This window comes from Virgisporangium aliadipatigenens (assembly GCF_016863615.1).
GTDB lineage: Bacteria > Actinomycetota > Actinomycetes > Mycobacteriales > Micromonosporaceae > Virgisporangium > Virgisporangium aliadipatigenens.
On the sequence record NZ_BOPF01000037.1, the window covers coordinates 39,595 to 64,686 of the forward strand.

General features: G+C 70.4%; 24 protein-coding genes. 13 read left to right on the forward strand and 11 right to left on the reverse strand.

The window, feature by feature from the left end:
* Positions 1-266: 266 nt before the first annotated feature.
* From Val02_RS37160 to Val02_RS37170, 3 genes are all read right to left on the reverse strand, one after another.
* A complete protein-coding gene (locus tag Val02_RS37160) occupies positions 267-3,242 on the reverse strand; it encodes a DUF5005 domain-containing protein (RefSeq protein ID WP_203903998.1) in 2,976 nt (991 codons plus the stop codon).
* Positions 3,243-3,395: 153 nt separating this feature from the next.
* Complete coding sequence (locus Val02_RS37165) at positions 3,396-4,493, reverse strand: glycoside hydrolase family 113 protein (RefSeq protein ID WP_203903999.1); 1,098 nt, start codon at positions 4,491-4,493, stop codon at positions 3,396-3,398.
* Between the two features lie 270 nt (positions 4,494-4,763).
* A complete protein-coding gene (locus tag Val02_RS37170) occupies positions 4,764-5,294 on the reverse strand; it encodes a hypothetical protein (RefSeq protein ID WP_203904000.1) in 531 nt (176 codons plus the stop codon).
* Between the two features lie 375 nt (positions 5,295-5,669).
* Between Val02_RS37170 and Val02_RS37175 the strand changes: the two genes are divergently transcribed.
* The 4 genes from Val02_RS37175 (at position 5,670) to Val02_RS37190 (ending at position 9,390) form a co-directional block, all read left to right on the forward strand.
* Positions 5,670-5,837 carry a hypothetical protein gene (locus Val02_RS37175; RefSeq protein ID WP_203904001.1) on the forward strand — a complete coding sequence of 56 codons (168 nt, stop codon included), beginning with the start codon at positions 5,670-5,672 and terminating at the stop codon, positions 5,835-5,837.
* A gap of 700 nt (positions 5,838-6,537) precedes the next feature.
* Entirely contained in the window at positions 6,538-7,059 is a 522-nt protein-coding gene (locus tag Val02_RS37180) for an NfeD C-terminal domain-containing protein (RefSeq protein WP_203904002.1), read from the forward strand.
* 60 nt (positions 7,060-7,119) lie between these two features.
* Entirely contained in the window at positions 7,120-8,640 is a 1,521-nt protein-coding gene (locus Val02_RS37185) for a flotillin family protein (RefSeq protein WP_203904003.1), read from the forward strand.
* Between the two features lie 345 nt (positions 8,641-8,985).
* Complete coding sequence (locus tag Val02_RS37190; RefSeq protein ID WP_203904004.1) at positions 8,986-9,390, forward strand: four-helix bundle copper-binding protein; 405 nt, start codon at positions 8,986-8,988, stop codon at positions 9,388-9,390.
* A 387-nt stretch (positions 9,391-9,777) separates the two neighbouring features.
* Here the strand turns inward: Val02_RS37190 and Val02_RS37195 are convergent, their stop codons facing one another.
* The 4 genes from Val02_RS37195 to Val02_RS37210 all read right to left on the reverse strand — a co-directional run bounded on the left by Val02_RS37195 (position 9,778) and on the right by Val02_RS37210 (position 11,950).
* Positions 9,778-10,323: a YflT domain-containing protein gene (locus Val02_RS37195; RefSeq protein ID WP_203904005.1), complete on the reverse strand. Its 546-nt coding sequence runs from the start codon at positions 10,321-10,323 to the stop codon at positions 9,778-9,780.
* A 69-nt stretch (positions 10,324-10,392) separates the two neighbouring features.
* The gene (locus Val02_RS37200; protein WP_203904006.1) at positions 10,393-10,965 is read right to left on the reverse strand and encodes a DsbA family protein; all 573 of its coding nucleotides are present in this window, start codon (positions 10,963-10,965) and stop codon (positions 10,393-10,395) included.
* A gap of 204 nt (positions 10,966-11,169) precedes the next feature.
* Positions 11,170-11,706, reverse strand: a complete 537-nt coding sequence (locus Val02_RS37205) for a copper chaperone PCu(A)C domain-containing protein (protein ID WP_203904007.1) — start codon at positions 11,704-11,706, stop codon at positions 11,170-11,172.
* A gap of 85 nt (positions 11,707-11,791) precedes the next feature.
* Positions 11,792-11,950: a hypothetical protein gene (locus tag Val02_RS37210; RefSeq protein WP_203904008.1), complete on the reverse strand. Its 159-nt coding sequence runs from the start codon at positions 11,948-11,950 to the stop codon at positions 11,792-11,794.
* Positions 11,951-12,193: 243 nt separating this feature from the next.
* On the opposite strand from Val02_RS37210, the gene Val02_RS37215 reads away from it, so the two are divergent.
* From Val02_RS37215 to Val02_RS48375, 4 genes are all read left to right on the forward strand, one after another.
* A complete protein-coding gene (locus Val02_RS37215) occupies positions 12,194-12,451 on the forward strand; it encodes a thioredoxin family protein (protein ID WP_203904009.1) in 258 nt (85 codons plus the stop codon).
* On the forward strand, positions 12,448-14,130 hold the full coding sequence (locus Val02_RS37220) for an FAD-dependent oxidoreductase (protein WP_203904010.1): 1,683 nt from the start codon (positions 12,448-12,450) through the stop codon (positions 14,128-14,130). Before Val02_RS37215 ends, Val02_RS37220 begins: the two co-directional genes overlap by 4 nt.
* A gap of 300 nt (positions 14,131-14,430) precedes the next feature.
* Positions 14,431-15,039: a low temperature requirement protein A gene (locus Val02_RS48370; RefSeq protein ID WP_203904011.1), complete on the forward strand. Its 609-nt coding sequence runs from the start codon at positions 14,431-14,433 to the stop codon at positions 15,037-15,039.
* On the forward strand, positions 14,934-15,599 hold the full coding sequence (locus tag Val02_RS48375) for a low temperature requirement protein A (RefSeq protein ID WP_203904012.1): 666 nt from the start codon (positions 14,934-14,936) through the stop codon (positions 15,597-15,599). The genes Val02_RS48370 and Val02_RS48375 overlap by 106 nt, the downstream gene beginning before the upstream one ends.
* Before the next feature lie 156 nt (positions 15,600-15,755).
* Here the strand turns inward: Val02_RS48375 and Val02_RS37235 are convergent, their stop codons facing one another.
* On the reverse strand, positions 15,756-16,853 hold the full coding sequence (locus Val02_RS37235) for an XdhC family protein (RefSeq protein ID WP_203904013.1): 1,098 nt from the start codon (positions 16,851-16,853) through the stop codon (positions 15,756-15,758).
* Positions 16,854-16,910: 57 nt separating this feature from the next.
* Between Val02_RS37235 and Val02_RS37240 the strand changes: the two genes are divergently transcribed.
* The 5 genes from Val02_RS37240 to Val02_RS37260 are packed head-to-tail and all read left to right on the forward strand — an operon-like array spanning position 16,911 to position 21,851.
* Positions 16,911-17,465 (forward strand): TetR-like C-terminal domain-containing protein, encoded by a 555-nt coding sequence (locus Val02_RS37240; RefSeq protein ID WP_203904014.1) that lies wholly within the window; start codon positions 16,911-16,913, stop codon positions 17,463-17,465.
* 3 nt (positions 17,466-17,468) lie between these two features.
* On the forward strand, positions 17,469-17,996 hold the full coding sequence (locus Val02_RS37245) for a 2Fe-2S iron-sulfur cluster-binding protein (RefSeq protein ID WP_203904015.1): 528 nt from the start codon (positions 17,469-17,471) through the stop codon (positions 17,994-17,996).
* Entirely contained in the window at positions 17,993-18,964 is a 972-nt protein-coding gene (locus Val02_RS37250) for an FAD binding domain-containing protein (protein WP_203904016.1), read from the forward strand. The genes Val02_RS37245 and Val02_RS37250 overlap by 4 nt, the downstream gene beginning before the upstream one ends.
* Positions 18,961-21,258 (forward strand): xanthine dehydrogenase family protein molybdopterin-binding subunit, encoded by a 2,298-nt coding sequence (locus tag Val02_RS37255; protein WP_203904017.1) that lies wholly within the window; start codon positions 18,961-18,963, stop codon positions 21,256-21,258. Before Val02_RS37250 ends, Val02_RS37255 begins: the two co-directional genes overlap by 4 nt.
* Positions 21,255-21,851, forward strand: a complete 597-nt coding sequence (locus Val02_RS37260; RefSeq protein ID WP_203904018.1) for a TetR/AcrR family transcriptional regulator — start codon at positions 21,255-21,257, stop codon at positions 21,849-21,851. The genes Val02_RS37255 and Val02_RS37260 overlap by 4 nt, the downstream gene beginning before the upstream one ends.
* Before the next feature lie 283 nt (positions 21,852-22,134).
* Here Val02_RS37260 and Val02_RS37265 read toward each other — a convergent pair whose 3' ends face one another.
* From Val02_RS37265 to Val02_RS37275, 3 genes are all read right to left on the reverse strand, one after another.
* A complete protein-coding gene (locus tag Val02_RS37265) occupies positions 22,135-22,494 on the reverse strand; it encodes a DUF1707 SHOCT-like domain-containing protein (protein ID WP_203904019.1) in 360 nt (119 codons plus the stop codon).
* Between the two features lie 266 nt (positions 22,495-22,760).
* A complete protein-coding gene (locus tag Val02_RS37270; protein ID WP_203904020.1) occupies positions 22,761-24,413 on the reverse strand; it encodes a CotH kinase family protein in 1,653 nt (550 codons plus the stop codon).
* On the reverse strand, positions 24,413-25,090 hold the full coding sequence (locus tag Val02_RS37275; RefSeq protein WP_203904021.1) for a DUF4956 domain-containing protein: 678 nt from the start codon (positions 25,088-25,090) through the stop codon (positions 24,413-24,415). The genes Val02_RS37270 and Val02_RS37275 overlap by 1 nt, the downstream gene beginning before the upstream one ends.
* Positions 25,091-25,092: the final 2 nt, after the last annotated feature.

The window sequence follows — 25,092 nt, forward strand, 5'->3', positions numbered from 1 at the left end:
CGGGCATTCCTCGGTGGCGGCGTGCGGGTCCTCGGCGGTGGACACGTAGTGGGCCGCCTCGACCACGGCGGTGAGCAGTTCGGCCTCGTCGCGGAATTGGTGGTACAGGCCTCTACGAGGAGCATCGGGGATTTTGCGTTTGCGCGTCGCCGAGGCGTTCGGATCGCGGGGCGGACGCCCGGCTCGACCTTGACGGCCGCGATGTGCTTGCGGCACGGAGCGCCGCGCCGGCCGGCCCGTTGACCGGCGCGGCGCTCCGGCTGTCGTCACGCCGTTGCTACCGCCGGCACGGATGCCGGGCCGTAACCGCCGATGTTCTGCGCGGTGACCCGGAAGCCGACCATGTCGCCGGGCGGCAGGTTCAGCGTCACCCTGGTCGTGCCCGGGTTGACGAAGCCCCACCTGGTGGCCTGCGCCTCCGTCTGCCCCTGGGAGATGTTCCAGTAGTCGACGGCGTAATAGACGCTCGGTGCCGGATAGGTCACCTCGTTCCAGGTCAGCTCGATCCGGCCGCTGTCGACCCGAGTGGCGACCACGCCGGTGACCTGCGCCGGTGGCTCACAGCGGACGACCCGTTGGACGACGTTGGAGGCCGGTGCCTCGCGGCTGCTGCTGCCGTTGGCGAACGGGATGACCCGCCACTCGATGGTGTGGCCCTGCTTGGCCGGGTCGAGCAGGGGCAGGTCGACCATGGAGGTACCGGACTGCCAGAGTGCGGGACGGGTCCAAGCGCCGCCTGCCGTCACGTCCCGGGACTCGACCCAGTACCACATGTCCCGGCCGTAGTCGGACCAGTTCAACGCGACCGAACCGTCCGGGTTCGCGGCCGCGGTGAGCGTGGTCGGCTGGGTCAGGGGTGGACAGCCGCCGTTGGCTTCCTGCGGTTCGGCCCACTGGTCGTACCAGGTGAGGTCGGCGGCAAGCGGTGCGGCGTTCGGCGCCGAGTACGGCGGCGACGTGCTCGCCTCCAGGGCGTCGAAGCGGCCCAGCGGCACCTCCACGAACCTCGGCCGGTACACCGAGCCGTCGTGGTCGTTGAGGCTGCGGCAGCCGACGCTGACCGCGGAGCTGTTCACGTTGTAGGTGAGGATCACCCGGCCGGGTGCGGCCAGGTCGTGATGCAGCCGGGCCTCGTAGTAGAACAGGTAGCGGTTGGTCGGGCCGCGCCCGCCCTCCGGCGGGTTGTAGAGCGCGACCCGCTCGTTGGTGAATCCCCACGGGCTGTCGGCCGGGTGTGCCATGATCCGGCCGCCGTTGAGGTTCGGTTCGTGCTGCACCAACCAGTAGCGTCCGTTGATGTGCGCGACGCTGAAACCGTTCTCGACGTGGAAGCCGGACGAGACCGGCACCGCGGCGTTCTGGTCGCCCATCGCCGACCAGCTTCCGCCGGCGTAGAACTGCCAGCGCGCCGGGTCGGTCAGGTCGCCGGGCGCGGCCGAGGCCAGGTACGCTTTGCGGTTGTTCTGGTTGTCGACGATGCCCGCGCCGTAGATGTAGACCACCGAGCCGACCTGCAGCAGCGCCAGGCCCCAGTTGATCGGGTGTGTGCCGTACGTGTACCGCGGGGGGATCAGCGTGGGCTGGCTGTTGATCACACTGTTGTTCTCCAGCGTGCTGATCGGGATGCTGGCGACCGCGCTGTGCGTGTCGGTCCACCACGGCGGCTGAGGTTCGTTGCGGTAGAAGAACTTGACCACGTTCGCGCCGACCACCATGGCGTCGCCCGGCCAGTAGAACGCGTTCGTGCCCTCGGCGAACGGCGTCTTCGCGTAGCGGTCCCAGAACGGCAGCGACGGGTCGCTTTCCCGGCAGGTGTTGCCGCCGGTGATCGTGCGCAGATTGCCCCCGTCCTGCATCACGATCGAGTTGCGCAGGGCGCTGCGGTGGAAGCCGGCGCGTTCGGACGGCCGGTTGAGGAAGCTGTCGGCGAAGAACCAGGCGCGTTTGCCGCTCGGTAGCCGGATCGACTGGGTCGCGTCGGCGCCGCTCCAGTCGGCGCAGCCGGCGTTGTCGCCGTAGGCGGCGAACATGGCGTTGAGCGGCGCGTACGGTGACGGCAGGTGCGGCTCGTGGTACAGCAGCCGGTTCGGTGTGCCCCTCGGATCGGTGACGACGTTCTTCGTGCTGGTGTCGACGAGAGCGGCGTGTACCTGGGCCGGCGTCGCGGTCGGGTGTGTCTGCAGGTAGAGCGCGGCCATCCCGGCCACGTGCGGGGCGGCCATCGACGTACCGTTCCTGGTGTTCGTGTGCGTGTCGCCGGTGTGCCAGGCCGAGGAGATGCCGTAGCCGGGGGCGAACAGGTCGACGCATCCACCCCAGTTGGAGAAGTCCGCGCGGCGGTCGGTTCCGTCGGTCGCGCCGACCGTGAGCACCTGGCCCATCCGGCCGGGCGAAAGCTGGCAGGCGTCCTGGTTGTCGTTGCCGGCTGCGGCGACGACGAGGATATTGCGCTGTGACATCAGGTTGCCGACAGCCGCCTCCAGCGCGACGCTCACGCCGCCGTCGACGCCGACGCTGCGGTTGAGCACGGCGGGACCGCCGGGGTGGTTGAGCCGCACCCAGTCGATCGCCGCGATGCCGTCGTCGGTCGCGCCGCGGTTGTCGCAGTTGAGCACGCGGACGGCGACGACCGTGGCCTCCTTCGCCACGCCGCTGGTGCGCCCGGCGGCGGTGCCGGCGACGTGGGTGCCGTGCCCGTGGCAGTCGGACGGGTCACTGTCGTCGTCCACGAAGTCGTAGCCGGCGACGAGCCGGCCGGCGAACTCCTGGTGAGTGCGGCGGATGCCGGTGTCGGTGACGTAGACGCGCACACCGTGCCCGGTGGCCTTGAAGACGAAGTGGCTGTTCATTCCGGTTCGCTGGTCGATGCGGTCCAGCCCCCACGGTGGGCTGCTCTGGTCGCCGTCGCCCCGCTCGACGAGGACCGGCTCGACGTACGCGACGGCGGCGTCCCGACGTACGTCGGCCAGCTCGGCGGTGTCCATCGTGGCGGAGAAGCCGCGAAGCACCGCGGTGTACTCATGCCGGACGTCGACGCCTCTGGCGCGGGTCCGGCCGGCCAGATCGGTCCGGACGCCGCTCTTCAGCACCACGATGTAGCGGTCCTTCACCACCTCGGCGCCGGCCGGCGCGCTCAGCAGCCGCGCCTGGTCGCCGGTCGGCCCGCCCTGCGTGGACGCGCCGCTCATCAGTACCCCGACCAGGATGAACGCGGCCGGGCCGCGCTGTCGCGGAATTCTCATGTCTCTTCCTCCCCGTGTGACCTGCGTTGCCTCGGGAGTGTAGGAGTCGTCGCCCTTGATCAGCGGATATAGCCATCGGTTGATCACAATGCGTCGATAATGACTTCCGTGGCGATCTGCGGGATCCAGCCGGTCGGGCTCACCGGCGTGCTGCTACTCCGCCGCCGAGGCGACGGGCAGACGCGCGAACTGTCTCGCGAGGGCGTCGAAGGCGACTTTTGGCTCCCACCGCCAGCCGTTTGCCGGGTCGGTGTCGTCCGCCCAGATCGTTCGGACGATGCTGTAGCTCGCGAGGTCCAGGTCGTAGCGGGGGTTGCGGCGGTGTGGTGCGCCCGGCGAGACGAAGTCGTAGACGAACGCGGCGGGCAGGTCCATCGACGCGAAGTCGCTCAGCCGGTCGGTGAGGTAGCGGGCCTGGTCCTGCTCGCTGCGGACCAGGTTCCCGGCGATCTGCGGCGGCTCCCTCGTGTAGTCGACGACGTCCCAGCCCATGCCGCCGTTGGCGGCCGCGCCCTCGTAGGTGCAGCAGCCGAACTCGGTGACGGCGAGCGGCTTGCCGAGCCGTAGGTGCGGCGCGAGGTCCCGGCGCGGCCGGTCGCCGTAGTAGTTGGCGCTGATGATGTCGAACAGCGACCAGTCAACCGTCTCGTCGTACGATGCGCCGTAGGTCAGCGGGCCGCGGAAGACCGACCGACCCATGCGCGCGGCCCTCGCGGTGAACGCCGCCAGTCGGCGTTGCATCACCACCGGGTCGAAGTTGCCGGACTGCAGGTTGCGAACGCGTTCCAGAACGTCCGCGCCGGGGACGATCCCGGGCACGAACAGGACGAATTCGCAGCCCACGCTCAGCACGACCCGCGCACCGCCGCGACGCAGACGCTCGGCATGACGCCCGGTCTCGGCCAAGTGGTCGATGATGTCCGCCGGCGGTACGTCGCCCTGGCGGGGCTGCAGCCATACGGAAAGGCCGTGGCCGGCCGCCTCGGCGGCCGTGGCAGCGAGCCGCTCAGGTCCGGTGCCGTACACCGAGACGGCGTTGGCGTGCAGGTCACGTGAGATCGACCGCAGGTCGGACCGCATCCGGGCGGCCATCCAGCCGGTGCCCGGCACATCGCCGTCACCGACCGCGTAGCAGACACCGCGACGGATCGGCCTCTGTCGACCCCCGGCGTGGGCCGGGGCGGCCGCGACGATCGGCGCGACCGCCGCCGCCCCCGCTGCCGCCAGAAAGCGTGCCCGTGAGATTCCCATCCTCATGCCTCCCTGTCGGGTGCCCCCGACGTAACCAGGAACCGAAGAGCGACACGTCCGTCCCAGGCGCGAACAGCACCCCCAGCCACGGGTGGACCGGCACGGCTGCGTCCCACTCACGGGCTGCCTACTCCGCTGGCCGCCACCGGGTGTTTCCCCTGTACGTCGGTGAGGTCGGCTCGCTCGTCAGGGTGCATCGGCGGCGTGACGTCCAGCCGCGCGCCTCGTGCCCGAAGACGTCCGATCAGCCGTACTCGAACACGGCGGAACCTAGTGCGAACGCCCACTGGCAGCCGGGACCGGCTTGTGCAGTACAGCGAGCAGCACGAACCACGACGTCGCCAGGATGCTGGCCGGCCCCAACGCGCCCTGCGGAAGAACGTTCTCCAGGAGCGTGTACCCGGTCAGCCACACCCCGGCGGCGACGCCGACGACCCGGACCGCGACCGCGCGCACGTACAGCGAGCTGGTGGCCATCCAGATGCCGGCGAAGATGTGCGCGGCCAGCCGTACGGGCCACGCCTGGTCGTGCGGTATCTCGTTGATGTACAGCGTGCCGGCCAGCACGTCGAGAGCGACCCACGCGTACGCGGCCGGTCGCGCCCATCCCGGCCCGTCCAGTCGTGCGGCCAACAGCGGGATCGACAGGTGGAAGAGGATGCCGACGTACTCGGCCCAGATCGCGCCGGGTGCGATCGGGAACGACACCAGCACCACTCCGAACAGCGCCGCCGGCACGAGTGCGGTCACGCGGAAGCGGATCAGTTCACGACGTGGGGCGACATCGAGCGCGGGGTTCATGGGCGCATCGTCGCCGGATCCGGTGATCGAACGGGTGCCCGTCCGGTGCCCAATCTGCTGGCGGATCCAGGGTGGACGGATGCGCCTGCCGGCGGGCGACGGCGCGGGCGTCCGTACCGCCTCGACCGCATCAAAGCCCTGACCGGCTACCACCCGGGCGAGCCCGCTGGAGGTCGGCCGCTGATCACTCATCCGTTCCGCTCGCACGGGCGCTGCGACAAAGGCGGCAGCGACCGTGCGACTCCGCCCGGCGCGGCGCCGGCGCGAAGCAGCACGATGGTCTCCGAAACGTTCTGGCGGCAGAGTTGCAGGTCGCCTCGTGCGCACGAATAACCCCACCGGGATTGATCGCCGGGTCGTACGGTGGCGCTGTCGGTGACGGTGCCCTGTCGCTGCCGGACGCTGACCTCGGTGCTGGTGACGACCTCGATCTGCAGCGAGGTGGGAGTCGCGGTGTACCGGCCCGTGGTGACGCCCGTGGTGGTGCCGGTGAAGGTGATCCCGCCGGGAGCGGTGGCGGTGATCGGCGTGCTGGCTCGGTGATCCGCCACGAGCACACCGTCCGGTTGGAAGGTGTACACCGACCCGCTCCTCGTCGTCCCCGTAGTCGTCTTCGTCGTCCGCCACGACCGGCGCACCACTCGGCTCGTCAGCTGCCTCGACCGGCGGGACGGCCGGCGTCGGCCACGGCGTCCCGGCCGACTTCGGCGCCACCCGTCCCAACAGCGCGGCGAGCAACTCCACGATCGGCACCTCGCCCTCGCCGAGAAGCACCGCCGGTTCGTCGATGTGCTGTTTGGGGTGCGGCTCGAATCGGTGCGGCGCCACCCGGGCGGCGTGCATCGCGTCGCGACCCGTGAGGAACGTGCCGTCGGTATCGAGCAGGACACCCGACGGCAGCAGTTCCGAACCGTCGAAGAGCACCGGACGCGCCACACCGTCAGCGCCTGCCAGCACCGCCACGGTGTTCGACGTACCGAAGTCGATTCCGAGCCGTACGGCCCCGCTGTCAGGCACCACACCGCGACGACAACCCGATTCCCCGCGACGCTCGTCGACGGGAACGGCACCCGTCGTGCCGTCATTGCCGTGATCCGGCAACGACGGAACCGCGGTGGTTGCGACGTTCGGCAATGCCGGTGGAGCCGGCCGTTCACGACAATGGACCCAGTCGTTCCAGAGTCGGTTGGCGCGCCGGGAAGTCGGGTCGGCACCCTGTCGGCGCGCGCCCCGGAGGCACCTCATGGACACTGTCACCGTCGTTCTCCTGTGCTGTGGTGCCGTGGGCACGCTCATCCTGGCCGTGGGGCTGTTCGTCAGCGATGTCCTGCCCGCGGACGTCGACGCGGACGGCGTGTTCTCGGTCCCGGTGATAGCGACCTTCGTCGGCGCGTTCGGCTTCGCCGGCGCACTCGGCCACACCCTGGCCGGCCGGGACGGTCCGACGGGGATCGCGGCGGCCGCCGGTGCGGGAATGGCGGGCGCCGTGCCGGCGGCGTGGCTTGCCGCCCGGCTGACCGCGGCGCTGATGCGGATGCCGACCGACGCGACGGTGACCGCTTCGGCGTTGCTCGGCGCGATCGGTGTCGTGGTGACGCCGATCCCGGTGGGCGGACCGGGTGAGATCCGGGTCGACGTCGGCGGGCAGCCGTTGAAGCTGCACGCCCGGGCCGACGGCGCGCTGCCGTTGGGCGCGCCGGTGTTCGTCGTCGAGACGCTGTCCGAGTCGTCGGTGGTCGTCGTCGACGCGCGCTTGTCGCGCTGAGCTCACCGCGTTTCTCCCGGGTCGGTCGATCCGGATCCCTGTGTCGAAAGGACTTCTGTCATGGTGGGGGTTGTGGTGCTGGCGGTCGCCGGTGCGGTGACATTGTTGCTGCTGTTGGTGTTGCTCGTGATGAGCCGGTTGAAGGTCGCCAGTCCGAACGAGGCGTTCATCATCACCGGTCGTAAGGGGCGTGCGGTGACGAGCGCCTCCGGTGTCGTGTCGACCGACCTGTCGGGGCAGAAGGTGGTGCTCGGCGCGTCGGTGTTCGTCATCCCGATGGTGCAGCGGCTGCACCGCCTCGACCTGTCGAGCCGCCGCATCCCGGTGGGTATCCGCGGTGCGGTCAGCGCTCAGGGCATCAGGTGTGACCTCGAAGGAGTCGCGATCGTCAAGGTCGGCGGGACGGAGGGCGCGATCCGGGCCGCGGCGCAGCGATTTCTTCACCAGCAGGACGGCATCGAGGTGTTCACCTCCGAGGTGCTGGCCGGGTCACTGCGTTCGATCGTGGGCCGGCTGACCGTGGAGGCGATCATTCGGGACCGGGCCGCGTTCGCGACCGCCGTGGCGGAGGAGGCCGAGGCGTCGCTGACCAACCAAGGGCTGGTGCTGGACACGTTCCAGTTGCAGGACATCCAGGCAGAGGGCAGCTACCTGGCCGATCTCGGTCGGCCTGAGGCGTCGCGGGTGTTGAAGGAGGCCGCGATCGCCGAGGCGCGCGCCCGGCAGGCCGCCGAACAGGAACGGTTGCTGGCGGAGGAGGCGGTCGCGGTGTCGGAACGGCAACTGGCGTTGAAGAAGGCGGAGATTCAGGCCGAGATCGACGCGGCCCGGGCGCAGTCCGCGGCGGCCGGTCCGCTCGCGCAGGCGGAACGGGACCAGGCCGTGCTGGCGGAACAGGAGAAGGTCGCCGCCCGTAACGCCGGGTTGAAGGAGAAGCAGCTCGACGCCGAGGTGCGCCGGCCGGCGGACGCGGCCCGGTACCGCATCGAGCAGGAGGCCGAGGCCGCCCGCAACGCGGCGGTGTTCAAGGCCGACGCGGAGCGTCAGGCGACCATCGCGGCGGCGCAGGCAGCGGCCGAGCAGGCGCGCCTCATCGGCGAGGGCGAGCGTGCCCGACGTGCCGCGTTGGCCGAGGCCGAGGCGATCGAGGGCGCCAAGCGCGGCGAGGCGGAGAAGAGCCGCCGTCTCGCAATCGCGCAGGCCGTCGAGGCGGAAGGCACCGCGGAGGCGTCTGCGGTCCTCGCCCGTGGGCGGGCCGAGGCCGAAGCGATGCGGGTGCGGGCGCAGTCGTTCGGCGAATACAACGAGGCCGCCGTCCTGGACATGCTGGTGGGCGTGCTGCCGGAGGTCGTGCGGGAGGCGGCACAGCCGCTGGCGGCGGTGGACAAGATGACCGTCATCTCCACCGACGGCGCGAGTTCGCTGACCCGGACGGTCAGTTCCACCGTGGCGCAGGGGCTGCAACTGGGCAGCGACCTCACGGGTGTGGACCTGCCGGCCCTGCTCGGGCGCCTCGGCTCCATGCCCGCCGTGGACCGGTCGACGAAGCCGGCCGACGCCATCACGGCGGACGACCGCTGAGCATCCGGTGCGGGCCGGCCGACAACCGGTCCGCACCGACGCCGTGATGCCGTATCGGGCAGCGAAGTCGCATTTCACCCCGGTCAGTCGGCGGGTGCAAGTGGGTGACCGGGCTGCGCGTGACGACGTTCGACCGAGACCACGCCTACCGGGTCGAACGCGGCTGGGCCGCGGACGCGCCCGTGAAGACGGCCTCGCGGATCGACACACCCCCGAACCCCTCGCCCCACTGGGAGCCGGACCGGTCGCGTCTACTGCCGCCGGGCGGTGGTTCTACCCACGAGGGTTGGGCGGGAACGGAGGGGGTAGCGGACGGCCCGTACGTGCCGAGACCGAGGAGGACGCATGACGACGGCGATGCCGATGTTGCAGACCTACCCGAAGACGATCAACCTGGACCGGACCGCGCTGGCGGCGGCGATCGACGCCCTGGTGGCGTGCAGCGGGGCGTGTACCGCCTGCGCGGACGCGTGCCTGAGCGAGGAGATGGTGGCCGACCTGACGAAATGCATCCGGACGAACCTCGACTGCGCCGACATCTGTGCCACCACCGCGCGGGTGCTGTCGCGGCACACCGGATACGACGCCGATGTCAGCCGGGCGATGCTCGAGGCGTGCGTGACCGTGTGCAGGTCGTGCGGTGACGAGTGCGCGGCACACGCCGACATGCACGAGCACTGCCGCGTCTGTGCCGAGGCGTGCCGGACCTGCGAGTCGGTGTGCCGCGACCTGCTCGCGGCGATGGGCTGATCGATCCGGGCCGCGCCGCGGGGGGCGGGTCGCCGGCCCCGCGTTCGTTCCGCGACCGGGGAGCCGAGCGGAGCAGCCCGCCGGGGCCGGGCGGTGCTCCGCGCCGTACGGACGCGACGCGCGAAAGTTCTTCGACTTGGACAGTGCAGTTGCCCGCCGGCTGTCGGGACCTCATTGCCGTGGGGCCCCGCGCATCGGTGACTCTGCCGATCGGCGACGGGCACACCCACGCCACGATCAGCGTCGCGATCGTGGCGTGGGCACGCCGGCCCCCGGCCTGGACGAGCGTTTTCGAGCGACCTGTGCGCCCACCGCTTCAAAGATGGGTGTTTTCTGCGTAGGGTTTGCTGCTGCCCGAAAGCGGCGCAGGTTCCGCATGAAGCCCTTCTATCGACGGCCACCTGCGGCGCGCTCACCGCCCGGGGCGGTGAGGGCGTCGAGCAGTTGGACGGCCTGCGCAGCGACCTCAGCGTCGACGATGATGTCATAGCTCTCGGCGCGCATACCGGCAACGGAGCTGAAGTCACGGCGCCCGCCGGTGAGGGCGTGGCCGACCAGGCCGAGCAGACCACCTGCGACAGCGCCGAAGATTGCCCCGTACAGGGCGAGCAGCAGGCTGGCGATGAGCGGGTTGACCCAATCGAACAGGCCGAACAACCAGCCGAACAAGGCGCCCAGGACGGCGCCGTGGGCGGCCGACTGAGCGGCGGCGCGCCAGATCGTCAGCCGGCCGGTGATCCTTTCGAAACTGGACAGTCCGCGACCGACGATGGCGGTGCGCTGCACGGGAAATCCTTGGTCCGACAGGTAGTCCACCGCCCGTTCCGCGTCGGCGTAGGTGGGGTAGGAGGCAACCACAAGCTGCCCGTCTGTTGCGCCGACCGACGTCGGTGAGGTGGCGTCGGATCGTTTGTCGTGCTGCGGCTGCACCATCAGATCACTCCCTTGTATCGGTTGTCCGGTGACGGTCGTGCTCCCGCCGGCGTGGTGGACAGGCGTCCCTCAACGGGCGTTCGATGTGTTCGGTGCGCGCGCTGCCGCGTCGACCGCTGTCACCAGCTCGGACAGGGAATGGCCGCCGTCGTAGCGCATTGCGTTGATGAAGAACGTGGGGGTGCCGTTGACGCCGCTGCGGATGCCGCTGACGAAGTCTGACTGGACCTTGTCCAGGAAGTGGTGGTTCCGGATTTCTCCGGCGATCGCTTGGACGTCGAGGCCCAGGTCGGCCAGCGCGGCGATCAGGGTTACCGGGTTGAGCCGGTCCTGGTTGGCGAACAGCCAGTCGTGGACCGGCCAAAACCGTCCTCTGACTCCGGCTGCCTCGGCTGTCTCGGCGGCCGCTTCGGCGTAGGGGTGAACGTTGGTCAGCGGGAAGTGGCGGTAGGCGAACCGGATCAGGTTCGTGCGTTGGTGCAGTAGTTCCTGGACGGTGGTGTGGGCGCGTGCACAGTACGGGCATTGGTAGTCGCCGTACTCGACGAGGGTCACCGGCGCGTCCTCGGGACCGAGTACATGATCCCGATCGTGGACAGGTACGGCGAGTGGGCCATCGCTTGTCGTCAGCGGAGAACTCAAGTGATCACCTGCTTCGTGGAGAAGATGCTCTCGGCCCCTCAACCGTCCGGCTCGCCAGGGTGAGAGCAGGTCACCCACCCGGGGTGGTGTCGATGAATGCCAGTTCCGCAATCGCGGTGACCTCCCTCTTCTGCTTCACTGCCGGAGTCCGCCGAGCACTGGTGCATCAGGACCCGCGCGTGCGGCACGGCGGAGGCGGGCGGACTACCGATCCGCGGCGCGTGGACTGCGGGCGGAGCAGCGGCGGACCGGCTCGACGATGTTCGCGGACTTCGGTTGCACATACGCGGCCGTGACGATCTGCCCGGCGTGCTGGAAGGTGAGGGCCAGGTCGATGGTCGTGCCGGCCAGCACGTCGCGGTGGATCGAGAAGACCATCACGTCGTACGGGTCGAACGGGTCGGCGGCGGCCGGTTCCGCCGGCCCCGCCCCGCCGGCCGGTGCGACCGGCAGCCCGTCGAGCGTGTCGAGCGTTCCGTCGCAGTTGTGGTCCCAGCGGATCGCGGTGCGGTCGGCGTCCGGGACGGAGACGCGCGTCAGGGTGTCCGTCGTGGTACCGACGTTGACGATGGTGAGAATGACGCGCATGTCGGAACCGCGGGGGTACCGGTGACCGTCGGGTGCCGGCACGTGTACCGCGAGGATCCGCAGGTGACCGACGACGGTGTCGACGCCGGTCTCGTTGGTGTTGGCGGACTTGGGTGTCTGATCCTCGCCGCAGGCGCCGGATGTGGCCGTCACGACGGCGAGCAGGACGGCGATAGCGCAATGCCTCGCCGCCGTCCGGGCCGGATTGCTGTGTCCTCGCATCGTTCGGCCGTCGGGGTCAGGACCGCGCGGTGGTGTCGTTCTCGACCTCGGTCGAGTCCAGGGCCGGCCAGGCGACCCGCTCGGCCTCCCGGCGTTTCGCCCAGGACCGCGCGTGGGCGGTGGCCACCTGCTGCTGAAGGTCCTCGCGGGTGACGGTGCGCGCTGCAATGGCCATGGTGGTTCCTTCCGGGCTGTCGACGCGATCCCCTGAGACTCGCCCCCGGACGGATGAGCCCGGTTCACCCACGCCGGGTTAGCCGCCGGTTCCGGGCCGCTCGATTGGCATTTCTGCCAATCGACACCGTCGGCCGCTGCTGGTGCTCTGGAGGCAGGGGAACGGGGCCCGCGATCCCGCAGGTATCCCGGGCGCCGCCGCCCGCCGACACCTCAACCCCGCCTGCGATGTTGGAGGAACGTCATGCCCAAGGGCACCGTCTATTCGGCGAAGCGCTTCTTCGACGAGGTGTGCGGCGAGCTGAACGCGGTGCCGTTCGGCGTGGTTTTCGGCACCGAGGTGGCCGAGCGGGCGTCGAAGGTGTCCGAACGGTTCACGATCCGGGCCGTACCCACGCTGATCCTGATGCTCGACGGCAAGGTGGTGGCCCGCCGGGCCGGCGCCGCACCCGTTTCGGCCCGGCGCACCCGGGTGTACGAGGTCCTGCGGGGCGCAGCGTGAACCCGAGCGAGGAGCGGCTCTGCGAGACACCGGATCTGGCCGGGGCCTATCCCCGCCTGTCCGACGAGCAGATCGAACTGCTGAGCCGGCGCGGCGAGAAGCGGCCGGTCCAGGGCGGTGACGTGCTCGTCGCCGAGGGCCGGCGGGACCGCGATTTCCTCGTCGTGCTGTCCGGCAAGGTCGCGGTGATCGAGGGCTACGCCACCCCGAGAGCCCGCATGATCCGGCTACACGGCCCGCGCCGGTTTCTCGACGAACTCGGACTGCTCACCGGCCAGCCGTCCTTCGTCTCGATGGTCGCGCAGGAACCGGGTGTGGTTCTCGCGGTGCCCCTGTACGCCCTGCACGAACTGGTCCGCGAGGAGCCCGACCTCGGGGATCTGATCCTGCGCAGCTTTCTTGCCCGCCGGGAACTGCTGATCGGCGACATCATCGGCTTCCGGATCGTCGGTTCGCGGTTCAGCCCGGACACCCGCCGCCTGCGCGAACTCGCCGCCCGCAACCGCGTGCCGCACACCTGGATCGACCTGGAGGAGGATTCCGGCGCGGAGGAGTTGCTGCGCCGGCTGTCCGTCAGCGCGGCGGACACGCCGGTGGTGATCTGGCAGGACACGGTGCTGCGCAACCCCTCGAACGCGGAACTGGCCCGGGTCGCCGGTCTGCGGCGCTCCGGCCGGGACGAGGCGATGTGCGACGTCGTCGTAGTCGGCGCCGGGCCGGCGGGCCTCGCCGCCGCCGTGTACGGCGCTTCCGAAGGACTGGCGACGGTCGTCGTCGACGCGACGGCCACCGGCGGCCAGGCCGCTACCTCCTCCCGGATCGAGAACTACCTGGGTTTCCCGGCCGGCATCTCGGGCGCTGAACTGGCCGACCGCGCAGCGGTGCAGGCGAAGAAGTTCGGCGCCGATCTCAACGTACCGGTCGAGGCGGTACGGCTCCGATGGCACGACAGCGACCAGATCGTGCACCTCGACGACGGGGCACAGTTGCGGACCCGGGCGGTGGTGATCGCCACCGGCGCACGGTACCGGAGACTTGACGTGCCACGGCTGGCGGAGTTCGAGGGCACCAGCGTGTACTACGCCGCCACCTTCATGGAGGCGGTCTTCTGCGGGCGGCAGCCGGTGTCGGTCGTCGGTGGCGGCAACTCGGCCGGCCAGGCCACGGTCTTTCTCGCCCGGCACGCCGCGCAGGTCCGGCTGATCATCCTGCACGACGATCTGAACCGCGACATGTCCCGGTACCTGGTCGACCGGATCGAGCGACTGCCCAACGTCGAAGTGCTGTGCCACACGCAGGTCACCGAGCTGATCGGCGACGACGGCCGGCTGCACGCGCTCAGCGTGCGCGACACCGGTACCGGCGAGCGGCAGGAGATCCCGACGACGGTGTTGTTCACCTTCATCGGGGCGCAGCCGTGCACCGGCTGGCTGGCGTCCAGTATCGCCCTGGACGAGCGCGGTTACGTCCTGACCGGAGCGCAGGTGCGCACCGACGCGCCGCAGCCGGCAATGCTCGAGACCAGTCGCTCCGGCGTCTTCGCGGTGGGTGACGTCCGCAGCGGCTCAATCAAACGGGTCGCGTCCGCGGTCGGTGAGGGTTCCATGGCGGTTCGCCTGATCCACGAGCACCTTGCCAGGTACGGATATGCGGCCGATCGGCCGCGGTTCGGCACGTGAGTCCGGAGGACATCGTCATGTTGGAGAAACTCGGCCGTCACCTGTGGGCAGTGGCGCTCCGCGGCGTCGTCGCGATCGTGTGCGGTGCGCTCGCCCTCGCCCGGCCCCGGGATCACCGCTTTCGCGTTGGTCATCGTCGTCGGCGCCAACGCGTTGTTTGGACGGCGCGTTCACCCTGGCCGTATCACGCTGCTGATGCTCGGCCTGCGTCTGCGCCGTCAGCGGCGCCACGATCCGGCAGCGGCCGGGTACCACCGTCGACCTGCCACCACCTGATTGCGTAAGGCCGGCGGTCAGGACATGCGATCCGCAGCGGCCGGACCCGCCATGGAGCCGCCGCAGCGTGCCGCGGACGACCGTGCGGTCGGCGCCCTGGAACTGTTCTTCGACTTGGTCTTCGTCTACTCGATGTCGCAGGTGACGCATCTGATCGAGGAACACCCCTCGTGGACCGGGTTCAGTCATGGTCTCCTGGCACTGGTGGCGATCTGGTGGGCGTGGGTCTGCTACGCCTGGCTGACCAACACCTCGGCGGAGTCGGGCAACCCGGCAAGAACGCTGATCTTCCTCGCCATGTCCGCGATGCTGGTTGCGTCCAGCTCCCTGGTCGGGGCGTTCGGCGACGAGGCAATGACGTTCGCGCTGGCGCTCCTCACGGTGCGCCTGCTGCATGTCGTGTTGCTGATCTACTCGGCGGGCGGGGACACGCGGCGGCGACGCACCTTCCTGCGACTGCTGCCGACCCTGCTCAGCGGCCCGGGACTCGTCGTGCTGGCCGCGACCCAGGAGCCGCCCCTGCGGGAGTGCTGTGGCTCGGTGCGGTGCTCGTGGACTTCGGCGGCCCGGCCCTGTTCGGCATGGGCGGCTTGCACGTGCGGCCCGGCCACTTCGTCGAACGCCACGGCTTGATCGTGATCATCGCGCTCGGCGAATCCATCTATCAGATGGGCAGGGCGGCCATCGGCGGCCTGCGCAGGGCCGACGTTCTGGTCGCCGTGGTGCTCGGTGTTCTTGTCTCGGCTGCGATGTGGTGGGCCTACTTCGGGCTGAAGCACGGTGCGGCGGCACGGCTGCGCCGGGCTTCGGCACCCGAGCGGGCCCGGCTCGCCCGGGACGCATACAGCTATCTGCACCTGCCGCTGATCGCCGGCATCGTCTGGTACAGCCTGGGGGTGGGTGAGGCGATCGCCCATCCCGACGAACCGCTGCAACCGCTGGCCGGATTGTCCCTCTGCGGCGGCACCGCGCTGTTCTACGCCGGCGAGGTGCTGTATCGATGGCGTGATCACCACGAGATCGCCACCGACCGCCTGGTGACCTCGGTCGTCCTGGTCGCGCTCATCCCGATGGCGCCGGTCGTGCACGCGCTGACCATCCTGGTCGCCGTCACGGCGGTCAGCGTCGCTTTCGTGGCGTGGGAAATATGGCGGCAGCCGGAGATCGGCGGAGCACGTCCCCAGCCAGACTGACCGCTGCCGGACTTTCTCGCCCGACGGCCTGCCTATGAATGCCGCACTGTCTACGCCGACGGAACGGCCCGGGTCCAGCTTGAACGAGGCCGACATCGGTTCGTGCGCCGCTACGACGCGGACGGACGGCCGCTGCAGCCACCGCGAACGTGGTGGCTACGCGTGGATGCGGCCCGTGGTGTCGGCCAGCCGGGCGCCGCTGCCGCCCCACCGCATGGCGGTGATCTCGGCTGCGATGCTGACCGCGGTCTCCTCGGGGGTGCGTGCGCCGAGGTCGAGGCCGATCGGCGAGGCCAGCCGGTCGATCGCCGCGGGGGAGAGTCCGGTCGCGCGTAGCCGGGCGAGCCGGTCGTCGTGGGTGCGCCGGGAGCCCATGGCACCCACGTACGCCACCGGCAGGTTCAGAGCTAGTTCCAGCAGTGGAACGTCGAACTTCGGGTCGTGCGTCAGGACGCAGACGACGGTCCGGGCATCGATTCGTCCGGCCGCGACCTCCGCGGCGAGGTAGCGCTGCGGCCAGTCCACCACGACCTCGTGCGCGTGCGGGAAGCGGCGCGGCGTGGCGAAGACGGGTCGCGCGTCGCAGAGGGTCACCCGGTAGCCGAGGAACTCCCCGATGCGGGTCACGGCCGCGGCGTGGTCGTTGGCGCCGAAGACGAGCATCCGGGCGGGCGGGGCGAACGACGTGACGAGCACCGCGGTGTCGGTGCCGCGACGTTCGCCGTCGGAACCGTAGCGCAGCAGAGCGGTGCGGCCGCCGGCCAGCAGCCCGCGGGCGTCGGCGGTGGCGGCGTCGTCGAGGCCCGGCGTGCCGAGCGTGCCGTGCCGTTGTTCACCGGTCAGGACGATGTGCCCGCCGTCGTCGTGCACGTGGGTGAGCAGTGCCGCCGGGATGCCTGTTCGCAGCGCGTCCGCGAGCCGGTCCAGTTCGGGGAACGTCTCTCGGTCGACCCGCTCGACGTAGAGCTCGATGGTGCCGCCGCAGGGCAGGCCGACCTCGAACGCGTCATCATCGGCGACGCCGAAGTGGACGGTGCGCGCCCGCGTTGTCTCGGCGACCTCCCGGCAGAGTTCGTAGACGGCCGCCTCGACGCAGCCGCCGGAGACGCTGCCGGCGACGGTGCCGTCCGCGGCGACGATCATGGTGGCGCCGGGTTGGCGGGGCGCGCTGGACCACGTGGCGGTCACCGTGGCGAGCCCGACCGGTTCGCCACGGCTCCACCGCGGCAGCAGTTCCTCGAGTACGTCACGCATGGCACCTCATCGGTCCGCTGGACTTGCTATTACAGTACGTTCTCGTATCGTAGGTCCATGAGATCCACGGCGCACCGCGTGCACGAGGCTTGTGTCGACTACCTGAGCGAGTACGGGTATTCGACGCTGACCCTCGACGCGCTCGCAGAGCGTGCCAGGACGCCACTGCCGCCGCTCGTGCAACGATGGGGCGACCGGCGGGCCGTGGTCGTGGAGTCGGTCGGCAGGCTGATGAAGGCCGGGCCGGCCGACCCCGACACCGGCGCCTTCAAGACCGACATCATCCAGCAGGCGACGACCTTCGTCCGTTCGATCGCCGGCCATTCGGCGGAACTGCTCGGCGCGATGATCGAGGTGGATCGGCTCGATCCACTCGTCTGCGAGCGGCTGGCCACCTACGGCGGTAGCCACGGACTGTCGCTGCCGAGCGCCTCGCTCGAGCGTGCGCGCGCCCGACAGGAGATCGCGCCGGACTCCACGAACAGCGCCTACGAGGACATCGTCCCCAGGGTCATCGTGGCCCGTCGCATGTCGCACCAGGACGTGGACGCGCAGTTCATCGAGGAACTGGTGGATTCCGTGGTCCTGCCGGCATACGGATACGGAGGCTGAACGATGGCACACGAGGGAATCAGTACGGCCGAGGTCACGGTTCGCGTCAACGGGCAGAGCCGATCGGCGGACATCGACACCCGCACGTCCCTGCTCGACCTGCTGCGCGACCGGTTCCGGCTCACCGGCACCAAGTGGGGGTGCAACCAGGGCGGTTGTGGCGCCTGCACCGTCCTGGTCGACGACCAACGCACGCTGTCCTGTCTCATGCTGGCCGTGCAGGCCGACGGGCGCGAGGTCACCACCATCGAAGGGCTCGGCGACGCAGCCGCGCTGCACCGGCTTCAGGAGGCGTTCATCGCCCATGACGGCTTCCAGTGCGGCTACTGCACGGCCGGCCAGATCTGCTCCGGCGTGGCACTCGCGGGGGAGGCTGCCGCGGGTGTGCCCAGCGTGGTGACGCAGGATCTACGGGCCGAGACGGTCGAACTGTCGGTCGAGGAGATCCGCGAACGGATGAGCGGAAACCTGTGCCGCTGCGGCGCGCACAACGGCATCGTCGCCGCTGTCTCGGAGGTGTACGGGTCGTGAGGGAGTTCACCTACACCAAGGCGGCGGACGCCGCGGAGGCGGTGCGCCTGGCCGCCGCCGGGGCGCGGTATCTGGGTGGCGGCACCAATCTCGTCGACCTCATGCGCGAGGAGATCGAACGGCCGACCGCGCTGGTCGACGTCTCCGGCCTGGCGCAGGGGATCACCGAGCATCCCGACGGGAGCGTGGAGATCGGCGCGGCCACCCGCAACACCGCTGTCGCCGCCCATCCGCGGATCAGGCGTGACTATCCGGTACTGGCCCGCGCCATCGTCAGCGGCGCGTCGGGGCAGATCCGCAACGCCGCCACGGTTGGCGGGAACCTGTTGCAGCGCACCCGGTGCCCGTACTTCTACGACGTGGCCGCGCGCTGCAACAAGCGCGAGCCCGGCTCCGGCTGCGACGCGCGGCAGGGCTTCCACCGCACGCACGCGGTCCTCGCCACGAGCGCACACTGCATCGCGACGCATCCCTCCGACATGTGCGTGGCGCTGGTCGCGCTCGATGCGCAGGTGCACATTCTCGGCCCGGCCGGTGCGCGCGTCGTCGCGGTGGCGGATCTGTACCGCGACCCGGGGGAGACCCCGCACCTGGAGACCGTGCTCGGACCGGCCGAACTCATCACGGCCGTGCGGCTGCCCCGTGCCGTCGACGGGGCCGTATCGACCTACCGCAAGGTGCGCGACCGGACGAGCTACGCCTTCGCCCTGGTCTCCGTCGCCGCTGTACTGCGCGTGGTCGACGCCACCGTGGCGGACGTGCGGATAGCGCTGGGCGGCGTCGCGTCGCGGCCATGGCGGGCGCGGGTCGCCGAACGGGAACTGCTCGGCGCGCCGGCGGAGCCGGACACCTTCAAACGCGCCGCCGAAGCCGAGTTTCGGAGCGCGCGACCGTTGCCGGACAACGCGTTCAAGGTGAGCCTGGCGCCGCGGGTGGTCGCCGACGTCCTGAAGGGATTGAGCGGATGAGCATGATGCAACGGGCGACCGAGGCGCTCAACCGGACTCTGCCCGACCGCGACGTCGATCCGTTGACGACGGCGAGGCGCGTCGTCGGTCAGCCGGTGTCGCGCGTCGACGGCCCGGCCAAGGTAACCGGCGGCGCGGCGTTCACCGCGGACGTCGACCTGCCCGGGATGGCGTTCGCGAGCCTGGTGCCGAGCCGGATCGCGCGTGGTCGAATCCGTCGCATCGACGTGACACGGGCCGCCGCCGCGCCCGGCGTGATCGGTGTCGTGACGCACGACAACGCGCCCCGGATGGACACGCCGGTGCTCATGACGCTGACGGCCAAGGGCTGCGCGTTCATCGACGTGGCGCCGTTGCAGGACGACGTCGTGCGCTGGAACGGCCAAGCGGTCGCGGTTGTGGTGGCCGAGTCGCAGGAGTGTGCGGACGCGGCCGCGCACCTCGTGCACGTCGAGTACGACGCCGATGCCGCGCGGACCTCCTTCGGCGACCTGCAGTCCGAAGCGGTCTTCCCCGCCGACGTGCTCGGCGAGCCACCGGAAATCACCCGGGGCGACGTCGACGGCGCGCTCGCCGGGGCCGCGTTCGTCGTCGACGAGGTCTACTCGACCCCGCAGCACCACCACATGGCGATCGAACTGCACGCGACCGTCGCGCGGTGGACCCCCGAAGGCAAGTTGCACGTGTGGGACTCGACCCAGGCACTTGTGCGCACCCGGCACAGCCTCGCGCACGCCATGGGGTTGCCGGAGGAGGATGTGACGGTGACATGCCGGGCCGTGGGCGGCGGCTTCGGCAACAAGACGGTGTGGGACCACCAACTGCTGTGTGTGGCCGCGGCACGGGTGACGGGCCGGCCCGTCCGGCTCGCGCTGCGGCGCAAGGACGCGTTCCGGATGACCGGCGGCCGGGCCCCGAGCCGGCAGCGGGTCGCACTCGGCGCCGACGCCGCAGGACGGCTGCGGGCGCTGGTGCACGACAGCGTGACCGGCATCGTCCACGAGAACTCTCCCGAGCAGGTCTCGGTGCCGGCGCGGCACCTCTATGCGGCGGACACGTACCGGATCGGGCAGAAGAAGGTCGTGCTGGACGTCGTCCCGAACGCCTCCATGCGCGCTCCCGGCGACTCGATCGGGTCGTTCGCGCTCGAGTCGGCCATCGATGAGTTGGCGAGCCGTGTCGGGCTCGACCCGATCGAGTTGCGCCGCCGCAACGAGCCGGCCGTCGACCCCACCGATGGGACCAGGTTCTCCAAGCGTCACCTGATCGAGGCCTACCGGCGGGGAGCCGAACGCTTCGGCTGGCAGGAGCGCAACCGGGTGCCCGGCGGACAGCGCGACGGGAGGTGGCTGGTCGGGCACGGCACCGCGTCGGCGTTCTACCCGTACATCAGGATGCCCGGCGGCAAGGTGCGAATCCGTATCACTGCCGACGGGCGCGCGATCGTGTCTGCCGCGGCCAACGACATGGGTATGGGTACCGAGACGGTGCAGGTGCAGCAGGCCGCCGAGCGGCTCGGGCTCCCGATCGACCGGGTCGGCTTCGAGTTCGGCGACACGACCCTGCCGGAGAGCCCGATCGCCGCCGGCTCGGCGCAGACGGCCAGCCTCGTGATCACCGTCGCCGCGGCGGCGGAGGAACTCAAGAAGGTGTTGCTCAAGCGGGTGCCCCGGCGCAGCGCTCTGTACGGGCTCAAGCCGAACGACGTCGTGTACCGCGACGGCGGCCTGCGTCACGCCGGCGACCCGTCCCGGGCGGCCACGTTCGAGGAGTTGGTGGGCGAGGCCGAGTACGTCGAGGCCGTCGGCTCCTCCCCGATGCTGCCGCTGGAGTTCATGAAGTACTCGATGCACGGCTACGGCGCGCACTTCTGCGAGGTCCGCGTCGACGCGGTGACCGGGGAGACGCGCGTGTCGCGGTGGGTCGCCTGCATCGACGCCGGGCGCATCATCAACCCGAAGACGGCCGCGAGCCAGATCCGTGGGGCGGTCATCATGGGCGTCGGCAGCGCCCTGATGGAGGAAGGGCTGGTCGACCGCCGGACGGGACGCACGGTCAACGCCTCCGCGGCGGAATACCACGTGCCGGTGCACGCCGACGTGTGCGACATCGACGTCATCTTCCTCGACCTGCCGGATCCGCTGACGCCGATGGGTGTCCACGGGGTAGGAGAGATCGGCATCGTCGGCGTCGCCGCCGCGGTCGCCAACGCGGTGTACAACGCGACCGGCGTGCGGGTGCGCGACCTGCCGATCACGCTGGACAAGATTTTCACCGGGAGTGGCGCGTCATGAGTCCACGCGGCCGCCGCCCGGTGCCCGGGCGGGGCGAGGAGATCATGGACGTCGCGCTCACCATGGTGGCGGAGGTGGGCTACGCCGCCGTGACCATCGACGCGGTGGTGGCCCGCGCACGGGCCTCGAAGACGACCGTCTACCGCCGCTGGGCGGACAAACGGGCCCTCGTGGCGGCGGCGATGGGCACCGGGCCACGGGCGCAGCCGTTCGACGTGCCGGACACCGGCTCGCTGCGCGGCGACCTCATCGCGTACGCCCGGGCGCTCGCCGCCGTCATCGACGGCTTCGAGGGACGCCTGATCCTCGGCATGTCCCAGGCCGTGCTGGAGGACGCGGCGCTGCGCGCCAGCGTCCAGGAACGGTCCAAGCGCATCGCCCCGCAGTTGGACCGCCGGGTCCTCGAACGCGCGCGCGAGCGCGGCGAACTGCGCAGCGCCGAGCAGCCGCCGATCCTCGGCGAGGTCGCCTCGTCCCTGCTGGTGTATCGCCTCGTGTGCGGCCTGCCGGTCGACGACCTCTTCGTCGCGCACCTCGTGGACGACATCCTGCTGCCGGCCCTGCGCCACGGCGGCGGCCCCGCCGGCCCGTAGGGACCTGATCAGAGGACGGATCGCGACGGAGACGCCGACGCCGCATCGGCCCACCGGACGGAACCGCTCAGGGCCGGCAGGAAGGCGCGCGTCACCGCCCGAGGAAAGCCTGTGCGATCGCGGAACACGTGGTGTCCGTCCTCGGTGAGTTGCATCTCAATGTCGGGCCGGACAGGGCGTGTGCTCGACCCGGCCCCAGGGCCGTGCCGACTCCCGCCGCGGCTGCTCGACGCTGGTCAAGGACGAGGTGCCCGACGCGGTGTACGTCACCTGCCCGAGACGCTCAGTCGATGACGGCGAGGGCTACCGCGGCCAACACGACGATCGCGAGGATCGTCCGGCGGTGGCGCATCCACCCGGATCCGTCCCGCCCGAGCAGCACCGCCAGCGTCGTCCGCAGCCGGGCCAATGACGTGGCCAGGACGGCCGCGGCCGACGTTTCCGACCGCGGCAGGTCGAGCACCAGCGCGTCGAGCTCGTGGCCGTACCGGGCGGCGTACGCGGCGGTGACGCGCTCGTCCAGTTCGTCCATCGTCAAGTACCCGGCGGCGGCCGCGTCGCGCAGCCGCCCGGACGTCCGCTCCCGGTCGGCGTCGCAGCACCGGATGCCGTCAGCCGGACGAAGGGCCGAAGATTCTGTCATGACACCGGATGATGCCGGATCGACCTGAAAGACTGCTTAAAGCCGCGAGCGCGGCGGCAGCCTCGGCCCGCACGACCGCCGCCCGTTCCGCCACCGGCACGCCTTACCGGGACGGACGGCGATCGTGACCGGTCCGGTGACCAGCCGCGAGGTACGCAACGCAACCGGGTCTTGGCCCTGGTCGTGGCCGTACTGCCGGGGCGGGCGGCCGGCGGTTCCTACGTGCCGTGCGAGGAGACCGCCGCCCGTGCGTGAGTGGTCGTGGTTCAGCCGCCGGTGATGACGCTGTCGGTGGCGAGGTGTTCGGTGCGTTGCCGGATCAGCGTGCGGAGCTGTTCGACGTCGGTGGCGCCCTTCTGCGCGTCGTATCCGTCCACAGTGGACAGTACCGTGCTGATGCTGTCGAGAGCGTTCGCCGCGGCGCCGTTCGCGTAGATCTTGCGGTAGAGGTCGCGGTAGGCGTTCTCGTAGACGCTCTTGAACGCGGTGCTGGCCAGGAAGCGTTCCTTGAGTTTGTGGCCGCCCAGCCCGCCGATGCCACGGCCGCCCTGCCCACCGGGAGCGTTGCCACCCGGCGGCTGCATTCCCTCGGGCGGCTGCATGCCTTCCGGTAGCGGGAAGTCCTGCGGCGGCTGGAAGTCCTGCGGTGCGCCGCCGTTCTGCGGGAAGCGGCCGCCGCCCATGCGGCCCTGCTCGTTCGGGCCCTGGGTGGCGTTGCCCGAGAAGGTGAGGTTGTAGTCCCAGCCGACCACGGAGAACTTCTTCGTCGTCAGGTCGTACCAGAGGTAGTAGTTGCGCCCGGGTCCGGCCATGTCGTCGAAGTTGAGCAGCAGGTTCTGGATCGCGGTGTACCGGGCGAACGACTCCACGTCGATGTGTTCGGCCAGGTGCGCGTCGAACTCCGCGTCGCTGCTGGTGCTCACCCACCTGATCAGGTTGATGACGGGTTGCAGATCCTGGCTGCCCTTCATCGTGATCTGTTTGAAGTCGGCGGCGTACGCGGTGGGGTCGTCGCCCTTGTCGGTGAAGCTGCCGGAGGCCAGGCTCTTGTAGAGCACACCGTGCCCGCCCAGGGTGTCGGCGAAGCCCTCGTCGGGATGTTCCACGAGCAGTCGTGCCGTGGTCGGCCGGTCGTTGACGGTGAAACCGGTGTACGCGTAACGCTGTGCGGTCTGCCCGGCCGCGGCGAGGGTGTGCAGCGACACGGCCTCGTTGAGCACCGTGCTGCCGCCGCCCATGCCGGCGACCCGCACGGCGATCTCCCGGTGGCCCTGGTAGCGGCGCCCGTCGACGAACTCGTCGAAGCGGATCAGCCACGGCAGGGTCTCCGGTTCCTCGGCCTTGAGCGAGGCCCGGCCGAAGCCGCCGCCCTGCGCGCCGCCCGGGCCCCCGCCCTGGGCACCGCCGGGAGGGGCACCGCCCTGTGCGCCGCCGGGGAAGCCGCCGCCGGGAGCGTTGGGCTGGCGCTGCTGGGCACCGCCGGCGTCGGGACGGCCGGCGCCGAAGCCGTTCGGGCGGGACTTGCCGTCGCGGGTGAGCCCGGCGAGGGTGGAGTTGCCCTTGAGTCGGATGCCGACGCTGGCGATGCGAGTGCCGTCGATGGTGATGTCGGCCTCGAGGAAGTCCTTCTCGCCCTCGTCCCAGAACTCGTCGAGCAGCCGCTGATAGTCGCTGTCGCGGAAGGTCAGGCTGACCCTGTGCGCCACCGACGCGTCGAACAGGTCGACGGTGCCCGCGATGTCCTGTGTGACTGGATCCTCGGCGCTGTCGCTGGTGCTGGTGACCAGCGGCGCCACCCGGACGGTGCTGAACACCACGGCGCAGACGCCCAGGAACAGCGCGCAGGTGGCCAGCAGCTTCCAGTAGTGCCGCACCCGCACCGGTATCCGGTGAACAAGTCGACTGCGAGGCTCGGCCATCACAGGTCCGTCTGGTCGTAGCCGGTCAGCACGGTCACCCGCTGGCCGCCGGTGCGCTCGCTCAGAGCCGAGATGAGCTGACCCGGTTCGTGGCCCTTCTTGAGCTTGACGGTGTACATCAGCTCGGTCAGCGCACCGCCGCGGATCGACTCCATGCTGACCAGTTCGAACTCGCTGGTGTGCGCGATGAGCGCGTCCTGCACGTGCTCGGTGTAGTTGCCGTCCGGCGGCACCTGTACCTTGACCACCTGACGCTGGATGTTCGAGGCGAACCAGTTGAACCGGTACATCACCAGGATGACGAGGCTGATCGCGACGGCGGCGACGATCGCCAGCGTGTAGAAGCGCGTGCCGGCGGCCATCCCGACGCCCATCACCAGAAAGATGAAGCCGACGTCGCGGGTCTCCTTGATGGCATTGCGGAAACGCACCACCGACAGCGCCCCGACGAGCGCGAACGCCCGCGCGATGTTCGAACCCACCACCAGCATGATCAGCGAGATGAGCATGCCGAGGATGACCAGCGTCTGCACATAGGACTGGCTGTAGGAGATGTTGCGGTGGGTGAACCGGTAGACCCAACCGATCCCGGCACTGAGCAGGAACGACAGCGTCAGCGCGATGGCGATGTCGCCGACACTGAAGGTGCCGGAAAGATCCTGGACGTCGAACGGCATGG